This window comes from Pseudomonas sp. LPB4.O, assembly GCF_038383825.1.
GTDB lineage: Bacteria > Pseudomonadota > Gammaproteobacteria > Pseudomonadales > Pseudomonadaceae > Aquipseudomonas > Aquipseudomonas putida.
In genome coordinates this window covers 2139424-2158130 of record NZ_CP151298.1, presented here as the reverse complement: position 1 = coordinate 2158130, position 18707 = coordinate 2139424, and the positions used below count along the sequence as shown (strand labels likewise).

17 protein-coding genes and 1 riboswitch are annotated in these 18707 nt (G+C 63.6%); of the genes, 12 read left to right on the top strand and 5 right to left on the bottom strand.

What is annotated here, in order from left to right; all coding sequences use genetic code 11:
- Positions 1 to 30: 30 nt before the first annotated feature.
- The gene (locus tag MRBLPB4O_RS09750; RefSeq protein WP_341798231.1) at positions 31 to 615 is read left to right on the top strand and encodes a LysE family translocator; all 585 of its coding nucleotides are present in this window, start codon (positions 31 to 33) and stop codon (positions 613 to 615) included.
- 46 nt (positions 616 to 661) lie between these two features.
- Here the strand turns inward: MRBLPB4O_RS09750 and MRBLPB4O_RS09745 are convergent, their stop codons facing one another.
- The gene (locus MRBLPB4O_RS09745; RefSeq protein ID WP_341798230.1) at positions 662 to 1861 is read right to left on the bottom strand and encodes a sugar transporter; all 1200 of its coding nucleotides are present in this window, start codon (positions 1859 to 1861) and stop codon (positions 662 to 664) included.
- A gap of 204 nt (positions 1862 to 2065) precedes the next feature.
- Between MRBLPB4O_RS09745 and MRBLPB4O_RS09740 the strand changes: the two genes are divergently transcribed.
- Positions 2066 to 3382, top strand: coding sequence for a hypothetical protein (locus MRBLPB4O_RS09740; RefSeq protein ID WP_341798229.1), 1317 nt, complete (start codon positions 2066 to 2068; stop codon positions 3380 to 3382).
- 80 nt (positions 3383 to 3462) lie between these two features.
- On the opposite strand, the gene calA is transcribed toward MRBLPB4O_RS09740, so the two are convergent.
- Positions 3463 to 4515 (bottom strand): vanillin reductase, encoded by a 1053-nt coding sequence (gene calA / locus MRBLPB4O_RS09735; RefSeq protein WP_341798228.1) that lies wholly within the window; start codon positions 4513 to 4515, stop codon positions 3463 to 3465.
- Positions 4516 to 4696: 181 nt separating this feature from the next.
- Between calA and MRBLPB4O_RS09730 the strand changes: the two genes are divergently transcribed.
- On the top strand, positions 4697 to 5602 hold the full coding sequence (locus MRBLPB4O_RS09730; RefSeq protein WP_049275529.1) for an AraC family transcriptional regulator: 906 nt from the start codon (positions 4697 to 4699) through the stop codon (positions 5600 to 5602).
- A 37-nt stretch (positions 5603 to 5639) separates the two neighbouring features.
- On the opposite strand, the gene MRBLPB4O_RS09725 is transcribed toward MRBLPB4O_RS09730, so the two are convergent.
- Positions 5640 to 6239, bottom strand: coding sequence for a TetR/AcrR family transcriptional regulator (locus MRBLPB4O_RS09725; RefSeq protein ID WP_341798227.1), 600 nt, complete (start codon positions 6237 to 6239; stop codon positions 5640 to 5642).
- A gap of 91 nt (positions 6240 to 6330) precedes the next feature.
- On the opposite strand from MRBLPB4O_RS09725, the gene MRBLPB4O_RS09720 reads away from it, so the two are divergent.
- The 4 genes from MRBLPB4O_RS09720 to MRBLPB4O_RS09705 all read left to right on the top strand — a co-directional run bounded on the left by MRBLPB4O_RS09720 (position 6331) and on the right by MRBLPB4O_RS09705 (position 11052).
- Entirely contained in the window at positions 6331 to 6927 is a 597-nt protein-coding gene (locus MRBLPB4O_RS09720) for an NAD(P)H-dependent oxidoreductase (protein ID WP_341798226.1), read from the top strand.
- 121 nt (positions 6928 to 7048) lie between these two features.
- Complete coding sequence (locus tag MRBLPB4O_RS09715) at positions 7049 to 7555, top strand: sigma-70 family RNA polymerase sigma factor (protein ID WP_016500433.1); 507 nt, start codon at positions 7049 to 7051, stop codon at positions 7553 to 7555.
- Positions 7552 to 8526: a FecR family protein gene (locus tag MRBLPB4O_RS09710; protein WP_341798225.1), complete on the top strand. Its 975-nt coding sequence runs from the start codon at positions 7552 to 7554 to the stop codon at positions 8524 to 8526. Before MRBLPB4O_RS09715 ends, MRBLPB4O_RS09710 begins: the two co-directional genes overlap by 4 nt.
- A 93-nt stretch (positions 8527 to 8619) precedes the next feature.
- Positions 8620 to 11052, top strand: coding sequence for a TonB-dependent siderophore receptor (locus MRBLPB4O_RS09705; RefSeq protein WP_341798224.1), 2433 nt, complete (start codon positions 8620 to 8622; stop codon positions 11050 to 11052).
- Between the two features lie 7 nt (positions 11053 to 11059).
- Here the strand turns inward: MRBLPB4O_RS09705 and thpR are convergent, their stop codons facing one another.
- The gene (gene thpR, locus MRBLPB4O_RS09700) at positions 11060 to 11605 is read right to left on the bottom strand and encodes an RNA 2',3'-cyclic phosphodiesterase (protein WP_341798223.1); all 546 of its coding nucleotides are present in this window, start codon (positions 11603 to 11605) and stop codon (positions 11060 to 11062) included.
- Positions 11606 to 11763: 158 nt separating this feature from the next.
- On the opposite strand from thpR, the gene lpxO reads away from it, so the two are divergent.
- The 3 genes from lpxO (at position 11764) to MRBLPB4O_RS09685 (ending at position 13910) form a co-directional block, all read left to right on the top strand.
- On the top strand, positions 11764 to 12663 hold the full coding sequence (lpxO, locus tag MRBLPB4O_RS09695; protein WP_049275535.1) for a lipid A hydroxylase LpxO: 900 nt from the start codon (positions 11764 to 11766) through the stop codon (positions 12661 to 12663).
- Positions 12664 to 12917: 254 nt separating this feature from the next.
- Positions 12918 to 13262, top strand: a complete 345-nt coding sequence (locus tag MRBLPB4O_RS09690) for a carboxymuconolactone decarboxylase family protein (protein ID WP_027919898.1) — start codon at positions 12918 to 12920, stop codon at positions 13260 to 13262.
- A 78-nt stretch (positions 13263 to 13340) separates the two neighbouring features.
- Positions 13341 to 13910, top strand: a complete 570-nt coding sequence (locus MRBLPB4O_RS09685; protein ID WP_138736766.1) for a GNAT family N-acetyltransferase — start codon at positions 13341 to 13343, stop codon at positions 13908 to 13910.
- 70 nt (positions 13911 to 13980) lie between these two features.
- Here the strand turns inward: MRBLPB4O_RS09685 and MRBLPB4O_RS09680 are convergent, their stop codons facing one another.
- On the bottom strand, positions 13981 to 14727 hold the full coding sequence (locus MRBLPB4O_RS09680; RefSeq protein ID WP_341798222.1) for an outer membrane beta-barrel protein: 747 nt from the start codon (positions 14725 to 14727) through the stop codon (positions 13981 to 13983).
- A gap of 160 nt (positions 14728 to 14887) precedes the next feature.
- Positions 14888 to 15096, top strand: a riboswitch (cobalamin riboswitch).
- Positions 15097 to 15204: 108 nt separating this feature from the next.
- Between MRBLPB4O_RS09680 and MRBLPB4O_RS09675 the strand changes: the two genes are divergently transcribed.
- Positions 15205 to 17331: a TonB-dependent receptor gene (locus MRBLPB4O_RS09675; RefSeq protein ID WP_341798221.1), complete on the top strand. Its 2127-nt coding sequence runs from the start codon at positions 15205 to 15207 to the stop codon at positions 17329 to 17331.
- Between the two features lie 184 nt (positions 17332 to 17515).
- Positions 17516 to 18682: a DUF1624 domain-containing protein gene (locus tag MRBLPB4O_RS09670; protein ID WP_341798220.1), complete on the top strand. Its 1167-nt coding sequence runs from the start codon at positions 17516 to 17518 to the stop codon at positions 18680 to 18682.
- Positions 18683 to 18707: the final 25 nt, after the last annotated feature.

Below are 18707 nucleotides of genomic sequence, written 5' to 3'. Positions count from 1 at the left end.
TGGTGCTTCGAATTTCCGGAGCCATGAACCATGTCGCAGTCGTTGTTGCCCTTCATTCTGTTCGCCCTGGTGTCCAGCATCAGCCCGGGGCCGACCAACCTGTTGATCCTGGCCCATGGCGCGCGCGCGGGTTTGCGCGCGAGCCTGGCGCCGATCGTTGCGGCCTGTGGCGCAGCGGCGGCGATCGTGTTGATGGTGGGTCTGGGGCTGGGTGAGCTGCTGCTGCGTCACCCCTTGGCCCAACAGGTGATGAGTTGGGCGGGAGTGTTGTGGCTAAGCTGGCTGGCGTGGAAGATGCTGCGCAGTGCCGCCGCACCGCTGCAAGCGGCCACGGCGCAAAGGTTCAGTGCTTTGAGCGCCGCAGCGTTGCAGGTGGTGAACCCCAAGGTATGGTTGATGGCCGTGGCGGTGGTCGGGGTGTTTGCCGCGCCTTCGTTGCCGGTGTGGCAGTTGGCACTGGTGTTTTTACTCATAGCCCTGCCGTGCATGGCAGCGTGGGCAGTGCTGGGGGTGGGCAGCGCCCGCTGGTTGCAGGCACCGCGCCGGTTGCAGCTGTTCAACCAGGTGTTGGCGGCGGTGCTGTTGATTTCTGCCTGGGCTGCCGTACTGGCTTGAACGCCAAGCAGGTGTCCCACACGTCTACGGGGGGAGCGGCCTTGGGTCAGTGTGTCAGCGCCTCGCGGAAGCGCCGCGTGCTGGCAACAGCCAGTACCAGCCCGACCAACGCCACGCTACCGCCCACCAGGCCGATATCGGCCACGTCCATCTGGCTGCTGACGATACTGCCCAGCAGTGCACCGCCACCAATCCCGATGTTGTAGATACCCGAGAACAGCGCCATGGCCACATCGGTGGCATCGGATGCCAGCTTCAACGTCTTGGACTGCAGCGACAGGCTGAAGCTGAGGATCGCCACACCCCAGAACATGCTCAGCACCGCAAACGCATAGAAGTTGCCCGACAGCGGCAACATCAGCAACAGGCACGCGGCGAGCAAGCCGATCGAGCCGACCAGGAAACCATGCGGGAAACGGTCGCTGTAGCGGCTGAACAGCAGCGAGCCGAATACCCCGGCACCGCCAAACAGCAACAACAACAGCGTGGTGCGCTCACCGCCAATCTGCGCCACGTGCAGTGCAAAAGGCTCAATGTAGCTATAGGCGGTGAACTGAGCGGTTATCACCAGCGTCACCAGCAGGTAGGTAATCACCAGCGCCGGGCGCTTGAACAGGATTGGCAGGCTGCGCAACGAGCCCGAGTTCTGGCTGGGCAGCAGCGGCAGCGACTTCATCAGGCACAGCATGGTGGCCAGCGCGACCCCGGCAATGCTGAGGAAGGTCACGCGCCAACCCAACGCCTCACCCACCACGCGCCCCAGCGGAATGCCCAAAACCATTGCCAGGGTGGTGCCGGTAGCCAGCAGGCCCAGCGCCTTGGCCTGCTGGCCAGGTGGCGCCACGCGCACTGCCAGCGAGGCGGTAATGGCCCAGAACACCGCATGCGACAGGGCAATACCGATACGGCTGACCAGCAACATGGCAAAGCTCTGCGACAGCCACGACAGCAAGTGGCTGACGATGAACACCAGGAACACGAACAACAGCAGGCGCCGCCGTTCGATATTGCGGGTCAGCAGCATCATCGGCAGCGAGGCCAGCGCCACCACCCAGGCATAGATGGTCAGCATCAGCCCCACCTGGGCGGTGCTCATGTCGAAGCTGCGGCCAATGTCGCTGAGCAGCGCCACCGGGACAAACTCGGTGGTGTTGAAGATGAAGGCCGCCAGGGCCAGGGCAATGACGCTCAGCCAACTGCCGCTGCCCGCCGTGGGCGGCGTGTGGGTGGGTATGGGTCCGTTCATGGGTGGAAAACGCTTCTCCGCAGACAAGGCAACAGTTCGCACGCCAGCCACCCGCTTGCAGGGGGCCGACGTACGCGCTGTTATTGATAGGAATGCACGGCATGGTACGCGTCAACCCGGGGCCTCACAACCGCAAGGCAGGCAGAAGGAGTACCATGCGCGCTTTGTGTGAAACGCGCGTGCAACAAGGAGCCCGATCCGCTCATGGACAAGCAGCACCCCCAGCAGCAGTGGCAGCAGGCAGTCATTGCCTATGCCCAGGCCGTCAACGACTACGTCGCGCAGGGCCGTGCGCAAGGCTGGGACAATCTTGAAGAGCCACAGGCGCCCGCCACCGGGCACCTGCTGGACGCCTGGCTGGCAGCCCTGCAGGCAGCCAATCACCCTGGCGCCAACGAACAACAGCGTCGAGCCTTCCGTGAGGCCTGGCCACCTGCGCACCACCCTCTGGTACCGTTGCTCGAAGACCACGGCCAAGGCATCAGCAATGTCCTGCTGCTGGAGGATGGCAGCCTGCTGGCACGCATCGGCATGCCGTACGACAAGGGCCAGGTGGTGCGTATCGGCCACCAAGGGGTAACCCCGGTCATCGGTATCGAACACTTTGGCCGCTGCCCGGCCCGTCGCTACTTCGCCCTGGCCAACGCCGAAGGCGTGCGTGTGACCGATGGCTGGGGCGGCCCACACGTGCAGCGCCTGGCCTGGCCCACGGGGCTGGAGGGGTTGCCGCCAGGTTACCCGTTCGAGCCGTTCGACCTGCCGCCCACCCCGACCGCGCTGATCCCCTTCCCGGATGGCCAGCGCGTGCTGCTGGTGAGTGCCGAAGGTATCTTCGTGCTGTCCACCCAGGGTGCGACTCGCCTGCTGCCGCAGCAGGCACGCGTGCTCGATGAGCTGGCCGAAGGCACCGACCCGGACGACATCAGCCTGGGGCTGAGCATGGAGCATGGCGCGGTGTCGGCGGATGGCCGGCTGATCGTGGTGGGCGAGCAAGGCAGCCGGCACCTGGTACTGGACGCGCAACTCAGGCCGCTGGCGGACATCGGCCCTGGCAGCGAGTACCCGCACTTTGCGTTGTTCAACCGCACCGGTAACCATCTGGCCCTCAATGCCTGTCATTTCTACAGCGGCGCCACGCTGGGGGTAAACGTCGCCGATTTGCCGGGGCTGGAGACCGACTACTACAGCCAGGACCCACGTACCCCACTGCTGCAGGATGGCGCACGGGTATACGCCGGGGTGGCGCGCGAGGGCGAGTACATTGTGGGTGATGCCTATGGCTACCTGCGGGCGTTTGGCGAGGACGGTACGGAGCACTGGCAGCATTACCTGGGCTCCACCATCAGTGCGATGGATATCAGCACCGACGGGCAAACGCTGGTGGCGGCTAGCCACGCGGGGGTGGTGTCGGTGATTGCGCTGGATAGCGGGCGGCCTGAATGGCAGATCGGCACCGGGGCACATGGCGAGGTGCGGCGGTGGTTGTTCTGGCGGGGGTGGGACAAGGCATTGGTCTGGTAACAGAACCAGGATTTTTTGCAGCCAGTACTGGCCCCTTCGCGGGCTTACCCGCGAATAGGCCAGTACTGGCAGCCGATCAATCAGCCCTGCAACGTGGCCATGTCGATCACGAACCGGTACTTCACATCACCTGCGATCATCCGCTCATACGCCTGGTTGATGTTACGGATATCCAGCATCTCGATATCGCAACGGATGTCGTGCTCGGCGCAGAAGTCCAGCACTTCCTGGGTCTCGGCGATGCCACCGATCAACGACCCCGCCAGCACCCGGCGCTTCAGCACCAGGTTGGCCGCATGCACTGGCGGGTCGATCGGTTCGATCAGGCCGACCAGGATGTGCACACCATCGAACGTCAGCGTTTCCAGGTAGGGGTTGAGGTCGTGCTGCACCGGAATGGTGTCGAGCAGGAAATCGAAACGGCCAGCAGCGGCGCGCATCTGCTCGGCATCGGTGGACACGATCACATGGTCGGCGCCCTGGCGGCGGGCTTCCTCGGCCTTTGCCTGGGAGCGAGTGAACAGGGTCACTTCCGCGCCCAGGGCCTTGGCCAGCTTGATGCCCATGTGGCCGAGGCCGCCCATGCCGAGGATGCCGACCTTGTGGCCCGGGCCCACGCCGTGGTGCTTGAGCGGCGAATAGGTGGTAATGCCGGCGCACAGGATAGGGGCGGCGCTGGGCAGGTCCATGCCGGCCGGGATGCGCAGCACGAAGTGCTCGCTGACCACGATGCTGCTGGAGTAACCGCCCATGGTGTTGCTGCCGTCGACCCGATCCGGGGTGGCGTAGGTCATGGTCGGGCCTTCAAGGCAATATTGCTCCAGGTCCTTGGCGCAGGCTTCACAGTGGCGGCAGGCGTCGACCATGCAGCCGACGCCAACCAGGTCACCGACCTTGTGCGCGGTGACCTTGGCGCCCACTGCCGTGACACGGCCGATGATCTCGTGGCCAGGCATCAGCGGGTACACGGCAATGCCCCATTCGTTGCGTGCCTGGTGGATGTCGGAGTGGCACACGCCGCAGTACAGGATCTCGATGGCGACGTCATCCGGGCGCGGGCTGCGGCGCTCGAAGGTCATGGGGGCCAGCGGGCTGGTCGGAGTTTGGGCGGCGTAACCGATGGCGGTATACATACAGGGCCTCGCAGTAAAGTGAAACGATTCAGTCGGCACATTCTGCGCGCCCAACTTCGCCGCGCCCACGGCTGATTCTCCGGCATGCATGCCTGATTCTCCGAAGGTGTCATCCAACACCTGGCGCCACGCCTTCAATCTGCGATGATCAAGCTGTCTGATTCTCTGCACTTGGTTCACCATGCAACTGACCCGTCACGTCGACGCCAATGCGCCGCTTTGCGCACTGATCCGCAGCCTCGCCACGCGGCCAGGCTTTGTGCCCACGCACCTGCCCCAGGTGCAGGTGCTGAGCTGGGACCACTATGTGGCCAGCAGCCCGCAGATCTATGAACCCAGCCTGATGATCCTGGCCCAGGGCAGCAAGCTGGCGCGCCTGGGGCCGCGCACCCTGGAGTACGGCGCCGGGCATTACCTGGTGCAGGCGTTGTCGGTGCCGTTCATGTGCGAAACCTTCGCCACCCCTGACGCGCCATTGCTGGGCGTGGCGGTGGACATCGACCGTGGCGTGCTAGGTGAACTGGTGCAGAGCATGGGCCTGGTGCCGGACGCTGCAGTACAGGCGCAAACACCGCAATCGATGACCTCCGCAGCACTGGATGCGCCAATGCGCGAAAGTGTGGAACGGCTGCTGCACTGCCTGCAGGACCCGCTTGACGCCAAGGTACTGGGCCCGGCGCGCGTACGCGAGGTGCTGTATACCGCGCTGCGCGGCCCGCAGGCCGGTGTTTTGCGAGCACTGGTGGAGCAACAGGGGCACTTCGCGCGCATCGGCGCCGCCCTCGCCCACCTGCGCCAGCACTACGCCGAGCCGCTGAGCGTGGAGGCACTGGCCGCGCGGGCCAACATGAGCGTTTCGACCTTCCATGAACACTTCAAGCGCTGCACCGACATGGCACCGATGCAGTACCTCAAGCGCTTGCGGCTGCTCAAGGCGCAGCAGATGCTGATCGGCGAAGGCCTGGGGGTGGCGCAGGCCGCGCACCGGGTGGGTTACCAGAGCACCTCGCAGTTCAGCCGCGAGTACAAGCGCCAGTTCGAGCGCAGCCCGGGGGATGAACAGCCCTATCAGAGCTTGCCTGTGTAGCGAAGCCATGCCCGCTCCCACAATGGTCGCATGCGCTTCATGTTTGCCGTTCGACCATGGCGATAATGGCGGCCTTGAGCTCAGCCTTGGCCTGCCCGGCTTCCAGCTCTCCCGCTGCAGCCGCCTGGGACAGCGCATCCGCTGCCCCCACCAGCAGGCGCATGCCGGCAGCCCCTACATTACCGCTGGGCGAAAACCCGGCCAAGGCTTCGCGGCACTTGTCCAGGAACGGCTGTTCGTACGCCCGTTTCAGCGCCTCCATTTCCGGCGACCCGGCCAGCGCTGCCGACACCCCGGGAATCTCCCGGCCCTGGCTCATCACGCAGTCCACGTAGGCCTCGGCAATCACCCGGGCGCGGCTGGCCAGGCTGGCTTCACAGCTGGCCAAGGCTTGCGACAGCATCTGCGACTGTCGCGCATCGTATTCCTGGTACAGCGCCACCAGCAGCCCGTTGCGGGTCTCGAAATGGTCATAGACCACCGGCTTGGTCACCCCCGCCTGTTCAGCCAGGCGGCCCAGGCTCAAGGCATCGGTACCCTCCTCCCGCACCAATTGCCAGGCCATATCCAGCAACTGCCTGCGTCGGTCGTCGCGGCTCAGTCGCTTGCGCGAACGTCCTTGATCATCGCTTGACATTGATAACCTACCAAAAGTAACTTACTAAACGTAACTTACCTGAAGTATATAACGCTTCAGGCTACCCTGCATCGTTGAATGGAGAGCCACCATGCACGCTCTGATCGTCGTAGGTCACCATGACCCGCAATCCCTCACCCACGCGCTGGCCCGGCAGGTTGCCGACGGCCTGGCCAGCGAAGGCCACAGCAGCGAGATCGCCGATTTGGCCCGCGAGGGTTTCGACCCCCGCTTCGGTCTTGCGGACCATGCCGTGCACCGCCGGCAGGCAGCTCCGCCGGCCGATGTACTCAAGGAGCAGGCCCGCATCGAGCGCGCCGATGCCCTCGTGCTGGTCTACCCGGTCTACTGGTGGTCACTGCCGGCTTTGCTCAAGGGCTGGGTCGAGCGGGTATTCAGCAACGGCTGGGCGTTCGACTATGACGAAGGCACCACGATCAAGAAACTGCGCGGCATGAAGGTTCACCTGATCGGCGTCGCGGGTGCCGATACAGGCACCTTCGAACGGCACGGCTATGGAGAGGCGATGCGCGTGCAGATCGAGCACGGCATCTTCGACTATTGCGGCGCCGAAGTACTCAGTTCCACATTGTTGGATGACAGCGAAGGGCCTGACCAGCTTCCCCACTTGCACCACGCACACGCTTTGGGCCAAAAACTGTTTGCAGATTGCCAGGCCGCAGCCTGAACTGTGCGCAGTGCCGCTATTCAAGTAGCGGCACCTCGGTTCTGTAACCGGCCCATTGCAGGAAATCAGACGACCCGGCTACCATTGAGAACGATTCACACTAACAACCGGAAGCCAGGCGTTGGACAGCACATCGACCCGTAAACTGGGCTTTTTCTTCAGCGACCACCATCGCTGGTTGCTCCAGCACATCCAGAAACGCCTGCGCAACCACGCCGACGCAGAGGACACAGCCGCCGAAACGTTCTGCCAGATGCTCGGCGCACGGGTCGACCCGGACAGCATTCAGCAGCCTCGCGCCTACCTCACAGTCATCGCCCGTCGGCTGATCTTCGACCGCCATCGCCGTCGCCAGCTCGAGCAGGCCTACCTGGAACACCTGGCGCGGTTGCCTGAGGCCGTAGCGCCATCGGCCGAGGAGCAACTGCTGCTGATCGAGGCCCTGGTGAGCATCGATGAGGCACTGGACGGCTTGCCGGCAGTCGTGAAAGCCACCTTCCTCTACAGCCAGCTCGACGGCATGCACTACGCCGACATCGCGGCAAAGCTGCAGATCAGCGAACGCTCTGTCAGCCGCTACATGAAACAGGCGCTGCGCCAATGTTACCTGTGCGAGGTGCAGGCATGAGCAGACCTGCCCTGGACCGGGTCAGCGAGCAAGCCATCGACTGGATGGTCGAGCTCAGGGCCGCTACGCCTGACCCGGCGCTGCTGCAACGAGTCAGGTTGTGGCTGCAGCAAGACCCCGCTCACCAACAAGCCTGGAACCGCCTGGAGCAACGCCTTGGCCATCCGTTCGCCGCGCTGCTCGCCCTGGATCAACGTGCCCCTGGCCAAGCAGCAGAGGCACGCCGATTGCTGATGCAGCCTACTCGCTCACGGCGTGACGTACTTGGCGCCATGGCCAGTCTGGGGCTGTTCGGCGCGGCGCTGTGGGGTGGATGGCGCAGCGACACCACCCAAGACTGGCTGGCCGATTTGCACACGGGCAGTGGCGAGCGGCGCAGTTTTACCTTGGCAGACGGCAGCCGCCTGAGCCTGAACAGTGCCAGTGCGGTCGACGTGCAGTTCGATGCCGGGCAGCGGCTTCTGGTGCTGCGTCACGGCGAGTTGCTGATCCAGGTTGCGCGCGATCCGCTGCGCCCCTTGCGCGTGCGCACCGCGCAAGGGCAAGTGCAGGCGTTGGGGACGCGGTTTCTGGTCAGCCAGGAGCAGGACGCCACACGGGTCGTGGTGCTGCAGCACAGCGTCCGCGCCAGTCTCGCCGATGGGCAGTGGGCGGAGCTGCAGCAAGGGCAGGCTGCCCTGCTACGGAACAACACCATCGAGCGGCTGACAGGCGAGCAACAGCAACGAGCTGCATGGCTGGAGGGCCGCCTGGAGGTCCTCGACCAGCCTCTGCATGTGGTGGTCGACGCGCTGCGCCCCTACCAGCGCGGCTACATCCGGCTCGCCCCCGCGGCACGCGATCTGCGAGTGCAGGGCGTATTTCCTCTGGACCAGCCACAGCAGGCGTTCAAGGCGTTGGCCGAGGCCCTGCCAATCAGCGTGGAGCGCTATGGCCCGTGGCTGATGTTGATCGACCTGAAACCCGCTTGATCAAAATATTTATCAAAATCATTCGCAATCGTGGCAAGTTTTCTTTGCTCATCCCACATACCTCCTGACAGCCACTTCATTCGGGAGTAATCCGTGTACAACCCCTTGCCCCGCGCCCTGCCCCTGGTCGCTGCCCTGGCCAGCTTCAACGTGCTTGCCCAGGCGCAAACCCAAGTGTTCGACCTGCCACCCGCCAGCCTGGCTCACACGCTCAACCGCATCGCCAGCCAGAGCGGCCACATCATCGCGCTGGAGCCAGCACTGGTGCGCGGCAAGCAGGCACCTGCCGTGGTCGGCCAGATGAGTGCCGAGCAGGCCATGCAAGCTGCGCTGGCCGGTAGCGGCTTGCAGTTGCGGGTTTCCGCCGAGGGCCATTTCAGTGTGGCTCCCGGCAACCTGGGCAGCGACGTCATGGAGCTGGGCAGCACCAGCATCACCGACAACTATGTGGACGCAACCAGCGAAGGCACCGGGTCCTATGCCGCCCGCGCGGTGACCCTGGGCAAAGGCACGCACACCCTCAAGGAGATTCCCCAGTCGGTCACCGTCATCACGCGCAAGCAACTGGATGACCAGGGCATCACCGACTTGCAGGACGCGCTTAACCACACCACGGGCATTGTCGGCGCGCAGGGCATTGGCCCTGGCGTGGTCGTGACCTCGCGTGGTTTTCAGATTGATGACTGGCAATACGACGGTGTGCCCATCCCGCGAAACAACTATTCGCTGGGCAACTGGGCCACCCAGGACCTGGTGTTCTTCGACCGGGTTGAAGTGCTGCGCGGTGCTTCAGGCCTGTTGCAAGGCACCGGCAGCCCAGGTGGCGCAATCAACCTGGTGCGCAAGCGTGGCCAAACGGCGCCGACCGTTACGCTGACAGGCAAAGCTGGCTCCTGGGACCACTATGGCCTGCAGCTGGATGCCGGCGGCCCGCTGACGACCGACGGCCGTGTGCGCGGGCGGCTTGTCGCTGACGAAGACCAAAGCGACAGCTTCATCGACTATGTCTGGAGCAAAAGCCATTCGTTGTATGGCGCCCTGGACATCGACCTGAACGACGCGACCACGGTGGGCGGCGGTATCAGCTACAACCGCCAGCAGTCCCGGCCGATGCTGCGCGGCCTCCCACGCTACGCCAGTGGCAAACCGGTCGACCTGCCGCGTTCGACTTACACCGGCGCCCGCTGGAGCCGCGCAGAAACCGACGTCACCACGTACTACCTGGACCTTGAACACCGCTTCAACGATGACTGGACCTTCAAGGCCGCAGCCGTGCGCATGGATGAAACCAACACATCCACCCACCAGCGCGTGCAGAGCACCCGCCAGGGCGTTGCGCCTGACGGCAGCGGCATCACCTACGCCGACTGGCTCACCGATTTTCACTCGACCAAGCTGGGCCTGGACATGAACGTGGTGGGCCACTTCGATACCGGCCCACTGGCCCATGAAATCACCGTGGGCGGCAACTACTCGAAGCTGACTTCGGATGACGCCTACTGGCGCAATTTCGATGCCGGCGGCAACATCTTCGACATCGACCATGACCGCCCGGAACCCAGCCGCGACAGCGTCTTCGAGGGCGAACTGGCACGTGCCAACAGGGCCAGCTACGACATCCGCCAGAAAGGCCTGTACGGCGCCTGGCGCGTCAAACCCACCCAGGACCTGACGTTGGTCCTTGGCTCGCGCGTTAGCTGGTTCGACTACAGCTGGGACTCGATCGACTTCGACAGCCTGACCGACCCCGGTACCCGCTACCCGACCAGCCGCATGACCGAAACGGGCCAAGTCACCCCTTATGCAGGCTTTATCTACGACTTGACCCGCGAATGGGCATGGTACGCCAGCTACACCGACGTGTTCGTACCGCAAACCGAACGCGCCGTGGGCAATACGCCGCTCAAACCGGTGATCGGCAGCAACTACGAAACGGGACTCAAGGGCGAACTGCTCGACGGCCGGGTCAACGCCTCGATCGCATTGTTCCGCTACGACCAGGAAAACCGCGCCGTCACCGACGTAGCATCCGGCTTCGCCTGCGATGACTGGTACTGCTCCACCGCAGCGGGCAAGGTGCGCAGCCAAGGCGTCGAAGCCGAAATCAGCGGCGAAGTGCTGAGTGGCCTGCAACTGTTCGCAGGCTACACCTACAACACCACCAAGTTCCTCGATGACCCTGACGACAAAGGCCGCACCTTCAGCCAGTGGACACCCAAGCACATGCTGCGTGCATGGGCCGATTACACCCTGCCACTGGACGGCCAGCGCTGGAGCACCGGCCTGGGCTTCACCACCCAGAGCCACACCCTCGGCTACGAGCGTACCTACACCGTGCCTGGCTATACCGTCTGGAGCGCACGCCTGGCCTACCAGCTAACCCCCGACCTGAACCTTGCCGTCAACGCCGACAACCTGTTCGACAAGAAGTACTGGGTTGCAGGCTTCAACCAGCTCAATGGCAGCAACAACTATGGCGAGCCACGCAACTTCATGCTGACGGTCAAGTACACCCCGCAACTCTGACCGCGGGTCAATCTGCCAGCGGCCACTGCGCCAAGGGCCGGTAAGCGCCCTTGCGCGACTCGTAGAGCGTGAAATGGCGAGCCGCGAGGTAGAACTCCGGCGCGCAGCTGGCCTCGGGTGGTTGCCCGCGGTAATCCCTGGACAAGGTCAAGTGTGGCCGATACTCACGGTTGGCCACCTCCACCCCCAACGGCAGCAGTGCCTGCTGCAAGCCGTACACCAGTTGCAACAGGGCTGGCGGTGTCTGCTGTGGCTCCAGCACCAGCGCGCCGGCCCGCTGCCACACCTGCAAGCGGTCAAGCAAAAGCAGCGGTGCCATGGCCGGCAGCGCCAGTTGATCGATTGCCGCACAGATCGCAGGCACCTGCGCGGTATCTACATCGCCGAGGAACAACAGCGTGACGTGGAAGTTGGCCGCTGGCACCGGTTTGCCGCTGCGCAGGGCCAGCCCACGCCGCCACTGGGCCAAGGCCCGGCGCTGGGCATCGCTGACCGGCAAGGCGAAAAACAGCCGTTTGAACGGGCTACCGCTGGGGCGTATATCCTGAACCATACCAACTCCATGACGTGAAACGTTTGCGCAAGACTGTAGGGCATTACACCAATGTCGCCCCGGCGTTTCGTAACAATAAGTACAAACTACCCCCATGATTGTTTATGCTGGCGGGCTTATGCCATGGCGCATGGCCATTTTTCGACAAGTAAACGTCCATGAAAATTGCACTCGTACTTATCTTCGCCCTCTCGATTGCCTACGTGCACCTGCGCGGTCGGGTTCGCCACAAGTTGACCCGCCAGCTGGGCGACCACTCCAGCTTCCTGGCCCCGGTCAACAGTTTCCTGTACCTGTTTTCCAAGCTCCCGGCCAAGCCTTACTTGCCGGTCGAAGCCTTCCCCGAACTGAAGCCGCTGCAGGACCACTGGCAGGAAATCCGCGAGGAAGGCCGCCAGTTGCTGCACGTGGGCGAAATCAAGAAGTCCGACAATTACGATGACGTCGGTTTCAATTCGTTCTTCAAGACCGGGTGGAAGCGCTTCTACCTGAAGTGGTATGGCGAAAGCCACCCATCGGCGATGGCCCTGTGCCCCCGCACCACCGAGCTGCTGCAAAGCATCGGCACGGTCAAGGCCGCCATGTTCGCCACCCTGCCACCGGGCGCCAAGCTGGTGCGCCACCGTGACCCGTATGCCGGCTCGTACCGCTATCACCTGGGCCTGGACACGCCCAACGACGACGGTTGTTACATCGACGTGGATGGCGAGAAGTATTCGTGGCGCGATGGCGAGGGTGTGATCTTCGACGAAACCTACATCCACTATGCGGCAAACACCACCGAGCACAACCGCATCATCCTGTTCTGTGACGTCGAGCGCCCGCTCAAGTACCGCTGGGCAACTGCGTTCAACCGCTGGTTCAGCCGCAACGTCATGGCCGCTGCCGCCGCGCCTAACGGTGACGGCGACAAGACCGGCGGTATCAACCGCTTGTTCACCCGCATCTACAAGATTCGTGAACGCGGCAAGGCGCTGAAGAAGCGCAACCGCATGCGCTACTACCTGGAAAAGTGGGCAGTGGTTGCGGCGCTGGTGCTGGTGTTCATCTACATCTGAATGCTCAGCGCGCTCCCGTCTGTAGGAGCAGCCTTGCGCTGCGAAGAGGCCATTGCAGCTGAAGAAAATCTTTAGCCTTACTGGCCTCTTCGCAGCGCAAGGCTGCTCCTGCAAGGTGCTGCGGCGCATGAGTGATGGTGAAAGACAGTTGCCCTCACAAGTACTGCTGCACACCCACCAAAGTACAAGCCTCGCTCTCGCCACTCTTCGACTAGCCTGAAAGCTCCACTCGCAACCACCCCAAGGTGAAGACGATGAGCATGATGGACTGGGACGCCTACCGTAAGCAGTTGATGGCCGGCATCGGCGATCTCAAGCAACTCTCCCCGGACACCGTGGCCGGATACATGACCGCCAGTGGCGCGGGAGCCAAGACCAACCACCTCGACGCCAAGACGCGTGAGCTGATCTCACTGGCCGTGGCCGTGACCACCCGTTGCGACGGCTGCATCGCCGTGCATTCGCAGCAGGCGGTCAAGCACGGTGCCACCCGCGAGGAAATTGCCGAAGCCCTCGGCGTGGCGGTGGCGATGAACGCCGGTGCGGCGCTGGTGTACTCGGCGCGGGCCATGGATGCGGTGGGCAAAGCCAACGGCTAGGTACAAACGGCGTCGTCGCCCTTGCGCGACGGCGCCGCGCCCCACAGACTTGGCGGCCCAGCCCTTGCAGGAACCCGCATGATCCACATTCGCCCCATGACAGCCGAAGACTTCGAGCGCTTCTGGCCCACCTTCCAGGCCATCGTCCAGGCCTGTGAAACCTACGCATTCGACCCAGCCCTGAGCTTCGACCAGGCACGCCAGCTGTGGCTGGAGCTGCCATTGCACACGCTGCTGGCCGAAGAGGATGGCGAGCTGCTGGGTTCTTATTACCTGAAGGCCAATGCCGCCGGGCCTGGCGGGCACGTGGGCAACTGCGGCTACATGGTGTGCGAACAGGCACGTGGCCGGGGCGTGGCGCGCCTGATGTGCGAGCACTCGCAGAAGCTGGCACGCCAAGAGGGCTTTCTGGCCTTGCAGTTCAACTCGGTAGTGGCCAGCAATGAAGTCGCGGTGGCACTGTGGCACAAGCTGGGCTTCGAAACGGTCGGGCGCTTGCCCAAGGCTTATCGCCATGCCCGCCTGGGGCTGGTGGACTGCCTGGTGATGTACAAGTGGCTGGCGGATGAGCCGGTGGTGGAGAAGCCGCCACTGCTGATCGGACGCAAGAATATCGAGGCACGGGTGTCACGGCGTCGCGGGCGCTGATCTTTTCTCGCAGGTTAGTCCTCTTCGCGGGTGAACCCGCGAAGAGGTCGGGCATGCTAAACGCTCAGTTTCAGAAGGCCAGGCCCACCTTCACCCCAAACTCGTCACGCTTGAGCTTGGTGTTGTCTGCTGCTGGAGAGTCTTCATCCAGCTTGTATTCGGTGCGGGTGTAATAAACCCCCGCCTGCACCGGCATACCGCCCTGCTGGTTCATCAGCAACGTCACTTCGGCATACGGGTTGGTGCGGTCTTTCAGGTCGACCGTGTCGCTACCAAAGTCGTCAACCTTCAGCCGCGCGCGGCCGTCCAGGGTGTGGCGTGCCCCAACTTCCACGCGCAAGGTCGAGGCGTCGAACTGATGGTTGTAGCCCAATGCCGCCTTGGCGAAGGGCGATTTCACGGTGAGCTTGGTATCGAGGTCGTTGATTTCCGGCTCGAAGCGCGACCAGCTGTAACCGCCGCCCACGGTCACGTCGACAAAGTTGCGAGCGTCCAGCGCCGCACGCCAGCCAAGGTCAAGGTCGGCCTGGGCCTCCTTGAGCTTGTTGTCGTTCTTCTTGCCGAATTTGGCTTCGGCGCCGAGCTGGTAGATGAACCCGGATTCGGCTGTCAGCTTGTTGCCGAAGGTGGCGAACACGCCGCCTTGGCCCATGTGTTCCTTGTCGCTTTCACTGCCACCTTCGAACTTGAACTTGTCGTAGGCGCCCTGCAGCCCGATGGTGAACAGCGGGTCAGTGCTGGGTGCGGCGGTGGCGGCCAGCGGTGCGGCGATCAGGGCGAGCAGGCAGGTGTGGCGCAACAGATGACGAGCAGGCATGCGTAAAGTCTCCATGACTTGATAACGAAAGACGAACGTGCGGTTCGAGACAAACGCCAGCTGAAAAGTTCGAAAAAAAGTCATTAAAAGCGCGCAACCTCGTGTTTTATCGCAGTATTCATGGCACGCCAACATTTGACGCCCCAGCATTTCAGTGGTCATATGCGCGCCAGTTTCAGGTGCCCTTCGCCGCCGCGCGCAGGGTGAAACGGGAAGCCGGTGCGTCGTGGTACCCACGACAAGTCCGGCGCTGCCCCCGCAACGGTAAGCGAGCGACCCCTTCGAGATACCACTGTGCACATGCATGGGAAGGTGAAGGTGTCATGCCCCTCGCAAGCCCGGAGACCGGCCTGGAGCGTCACTTGGCAACCCGCGGTGGGCGGGCGCAGGCCGGAATCCGTGCGCGCGCCTGCCTGCATGGTTCGCCTTTGCGTGTTTTCCACCGGGATCCATTCATTCCTGCAGCAGTGGAACGACATGTCCCGTAAGTTCAAGCTTCACCCCCTGGCGGCCTGCCTGGCCGTCGCCCTGCCGGTCCTGGCCGATGACCGTGACCCGCAGCCCCTGGCCTTGCCCTCCACGGCCATCACCGACATCCTCGACAGCCGCGCGATCGACCTGGCCACGCCAACCCCGGCAGGCTCGCGCCTTGGCCTCAGCGCCCTGGAAACACCGGCCAGCACCAGCAGCATCAGCGCCGAGCAGATCCAGCAGCGCAACAACCTCACCGTGCAGGATGCGGTAACGCGGTCGCCGGGCATCACCTTCGTCGGCTCACCGGGCGACGGCGGCACCGGCCTGTCCGCCCGCGGCTTTGCCGGCCACAGCTCGGTGATGACCCTGTTCGACGGCGCCCGCCTCTACACCGGTGCCGGCACCCAGACGTTCCCTGTCGACCCGTGGATGGTCGAACGCATCGATGTGATTCGCGGCCCGGCTTCGGTACTGCATGGCGAAGGCGCCACCGGCGCGGTGATCAACGTGATCCCGAAAAAACCGTTTGCCGGTGAGGTGCGCAACCACCTGCGCCTGGGCTACGGCTCGTGGGACCGCCAGCAGCTGGGCCTGGACAGCGGCGGCAGCCTCAGCGAGCGCCTGAGCTATCGCCTCACCCTCAACCAGCAGGCCGGCAACGGCTGGGTCGACCGCACCACTTCGCGCAGCCTGGCCCTGAGTGCCGCGCTGCGTTTCGATGCCAGTGACGACCTCAGCTTCACCCTTGCTCACGACCGTGGCGATGCAGAGCCTGCCAACTACTATGGCACCCCGCTGATCGACGGGCACTACCGCAGCAGCCTGCGCAAGAAAAACTACAACGTGCAGAACGACGTGCAGCACTACGTCGATGAGTGGACCCGGCTGACCACCGACTGGACGTTGAACGACCACATCAGCGCCAGCAACCAGCTGTACTACATCAAGAGCCGCCGCCACTGGCGCAACGCCGAAGACTACGGCTGGGACGCCGAGCGCCAGCAATTGCAGCGCGGCAGCTACCTGGAAATCAAGCACAACCAGGAACAGTTCGGCGACCGCCAGACCTTCACCTTTGACCACAGCGTGTTCGGCCTGGCCAGCAAGACCGTGATCGGCGCGGAATACAACAAGGTCCGCTTCAACGTCGACAGCAATGCGCCCTACAACGATGTGGGCGGCGACTACATCGACCCGTGGCAACCAGAACCGGGCTGGTTCCACAGCGCCTCGCCGCTGCGCCCGCAAACCTTGTCCAGCACCCAAACCTTCGCCCTGTTCGCCGAGAACCGCCTGCAGCTGAGCGACCGGCTGTCGCTGGTCACCGGCGTGCGCCGCGACCAGAACCACATCGACCGCACCAACCTGACCAACGACAGCCGCAGCGACCGCAGCCTGCAAGGTGGCAACTGGCGCGCCGGGCTGGTGTTCGCCGTCAACGACGACCTGTCGCTGTACGGGCAGTACTCCACTAGCCAGGAGGGGGTCAACAACCTCATCAGCCTCAGCCCCACCCAGATGCACTATGACCTGACCGAGGCGAAGCAGACCGAGGTAGGCCTCAAGCAGCGCTTCTGGGACGGCCGTGGCGAATGGACGCTTGCCGCCTACCACATCGTCAAGAAGAAACTGCTGGTGGACGACCCGATCACCCACGAAAAGCAGCAGGCTGGGCAGCAGGCGTCCGATGGACTTGAGGCCACCCTGGAACTGGCCCTGGCGCATCAGTGGCAGGTGTCGGCCAACGCGTCGCTGGTGCGCGCCACGTATGACGACTTCGACGAGATGGTCGGCGGCGTGGCGCAGGACCGTGCTGGCAACCGGCCGGCCAACGTGCCACGGCGTACCGCCAACCTGTGGTTGAGCAAAGGCTTCGGCCAGCAGGTAGAGGCCGGCATTGGTGCGCGCTACGTAGATGAGCGTTATGCCGATACCGCCAATACCCAGAGCGCCCCCGGGTACACCGTGGTCGATGCCAACATCGCCTGGCAGGTGCTGCCGGATGTGAAGTTGGGCTTGCAGTTGAACAACCTGTTTGATCGTGAGTATGTGCAGTCGGCCTTCAGTGGGCAGCAGTGGTTGATGGGGATGCCGCGGTCGTACTTTGCGACGGTGGATTACACCTTCTGAACTGGGTTGCCTGTAACGGCCTCTTCGCAGCACAAGGCTGCTCCTACAAGTCACCACCGACCGGTAGGAGCAGCCTAGCGCTGCGAAGAGGCCGGCCCAGGCAACACAAAAACTCTACCAACCTCTCATAAATTAGTTATAAGATAACGTTTCACATGACATTCATTCCTATCAGCGACCCTCCATGACAAGCGCCAGCGCCACGCCCTCCCTGATCACCCAGCGCCTGCAGAGCATCGATGCCCTGCGCGGCTTGGTGATTCTGTTCATGCTTCTGGACCATGTCCGCGAAACGTTCTTCCTGCACCGACAGGTCAGCGACCCGATGACCATCGACGCCACAGAGCCTTCGCTGTTCTTCAGCCGCACCCTGGCCCACCTGTGCGCGCCAGTGTTCGTCCTGCTGACCGGCCTGTCGGCCTGGCTGTATGGCGAAAAACACCAGGGCCGTGGCGATGTCTCGGCGTTTCTGTTCAAGCGCGGGTTGTTCCTGGTGGTGCTGGAGTTCACTCTGGTCAACTTCGCCTGGACCTTCCAACTGCCCCCCAGCGTCATCTACCTGCAAGTCATCTGGGCCATCGGCGTCAGCATGATCGCCCTGTCGCTGCTGGTATGGCTGCCACGTGCGGCCCTGCTCGCCCTGGGCGCAGTCATCATTGCCGGTCACAACCTGCTCGACGGCCTGCACTTTGGCGTGGAGTCCGCCCTGCACGTGCCATGGGCCATCCTGCACGACCGTGGCTGGCTTGAATTCTCCGAAAACCTGCGCCTGCGCACGTCTTACCCGGTGCTGCCATGGATCGGCGTCATCGCCCTGGGCTATGGCCTGGGCCCCTGGTTCGCCCGTGGCAGCACAGCCGGCCAACGCCAGCAGCGCCTGCTGCTGGCTGGGCTGACTGCGTTGCTGGGCTTTGTCCTGTTGCGCCTGTTCAACGGCTATGGCGAGGCGCCGTGGAGCGGTTACCCGACCCTCACCCAAACCGTGATGAGCTTCTTCAACATCACCAAATACCCGCCGTCACTGCTGTTCCTGGCCCTGACCCTGGGCTGCGGCCTGCTGTTGCTGCGCGCCTTCGAGCGCGCCGGCCAGGCCCGGTGGATCAGCGCGCTGGCAGTGTTTGGCGCAGCACCGATGTTCTTCTACCTGTTGCACCTGTACGTGCTGAAACTGCTGTACCTGGCCTGCGTGGCGCTGTTCGGCCTCAATCATGGCGACTATTTCGGCTTCGACGGCATCACGGCGGTGTGGCTGGGCGCAGCGGCGCTGGCGGTTTCGCTGTACCTGCCGGTGCGCGGGTTCGCCCGCCTGAAAGCGCGCCGCCGCGACATCACCTGGCTGAAGTACTTCTGAAAAGCGTTTTCACCCGGCGGCGCGA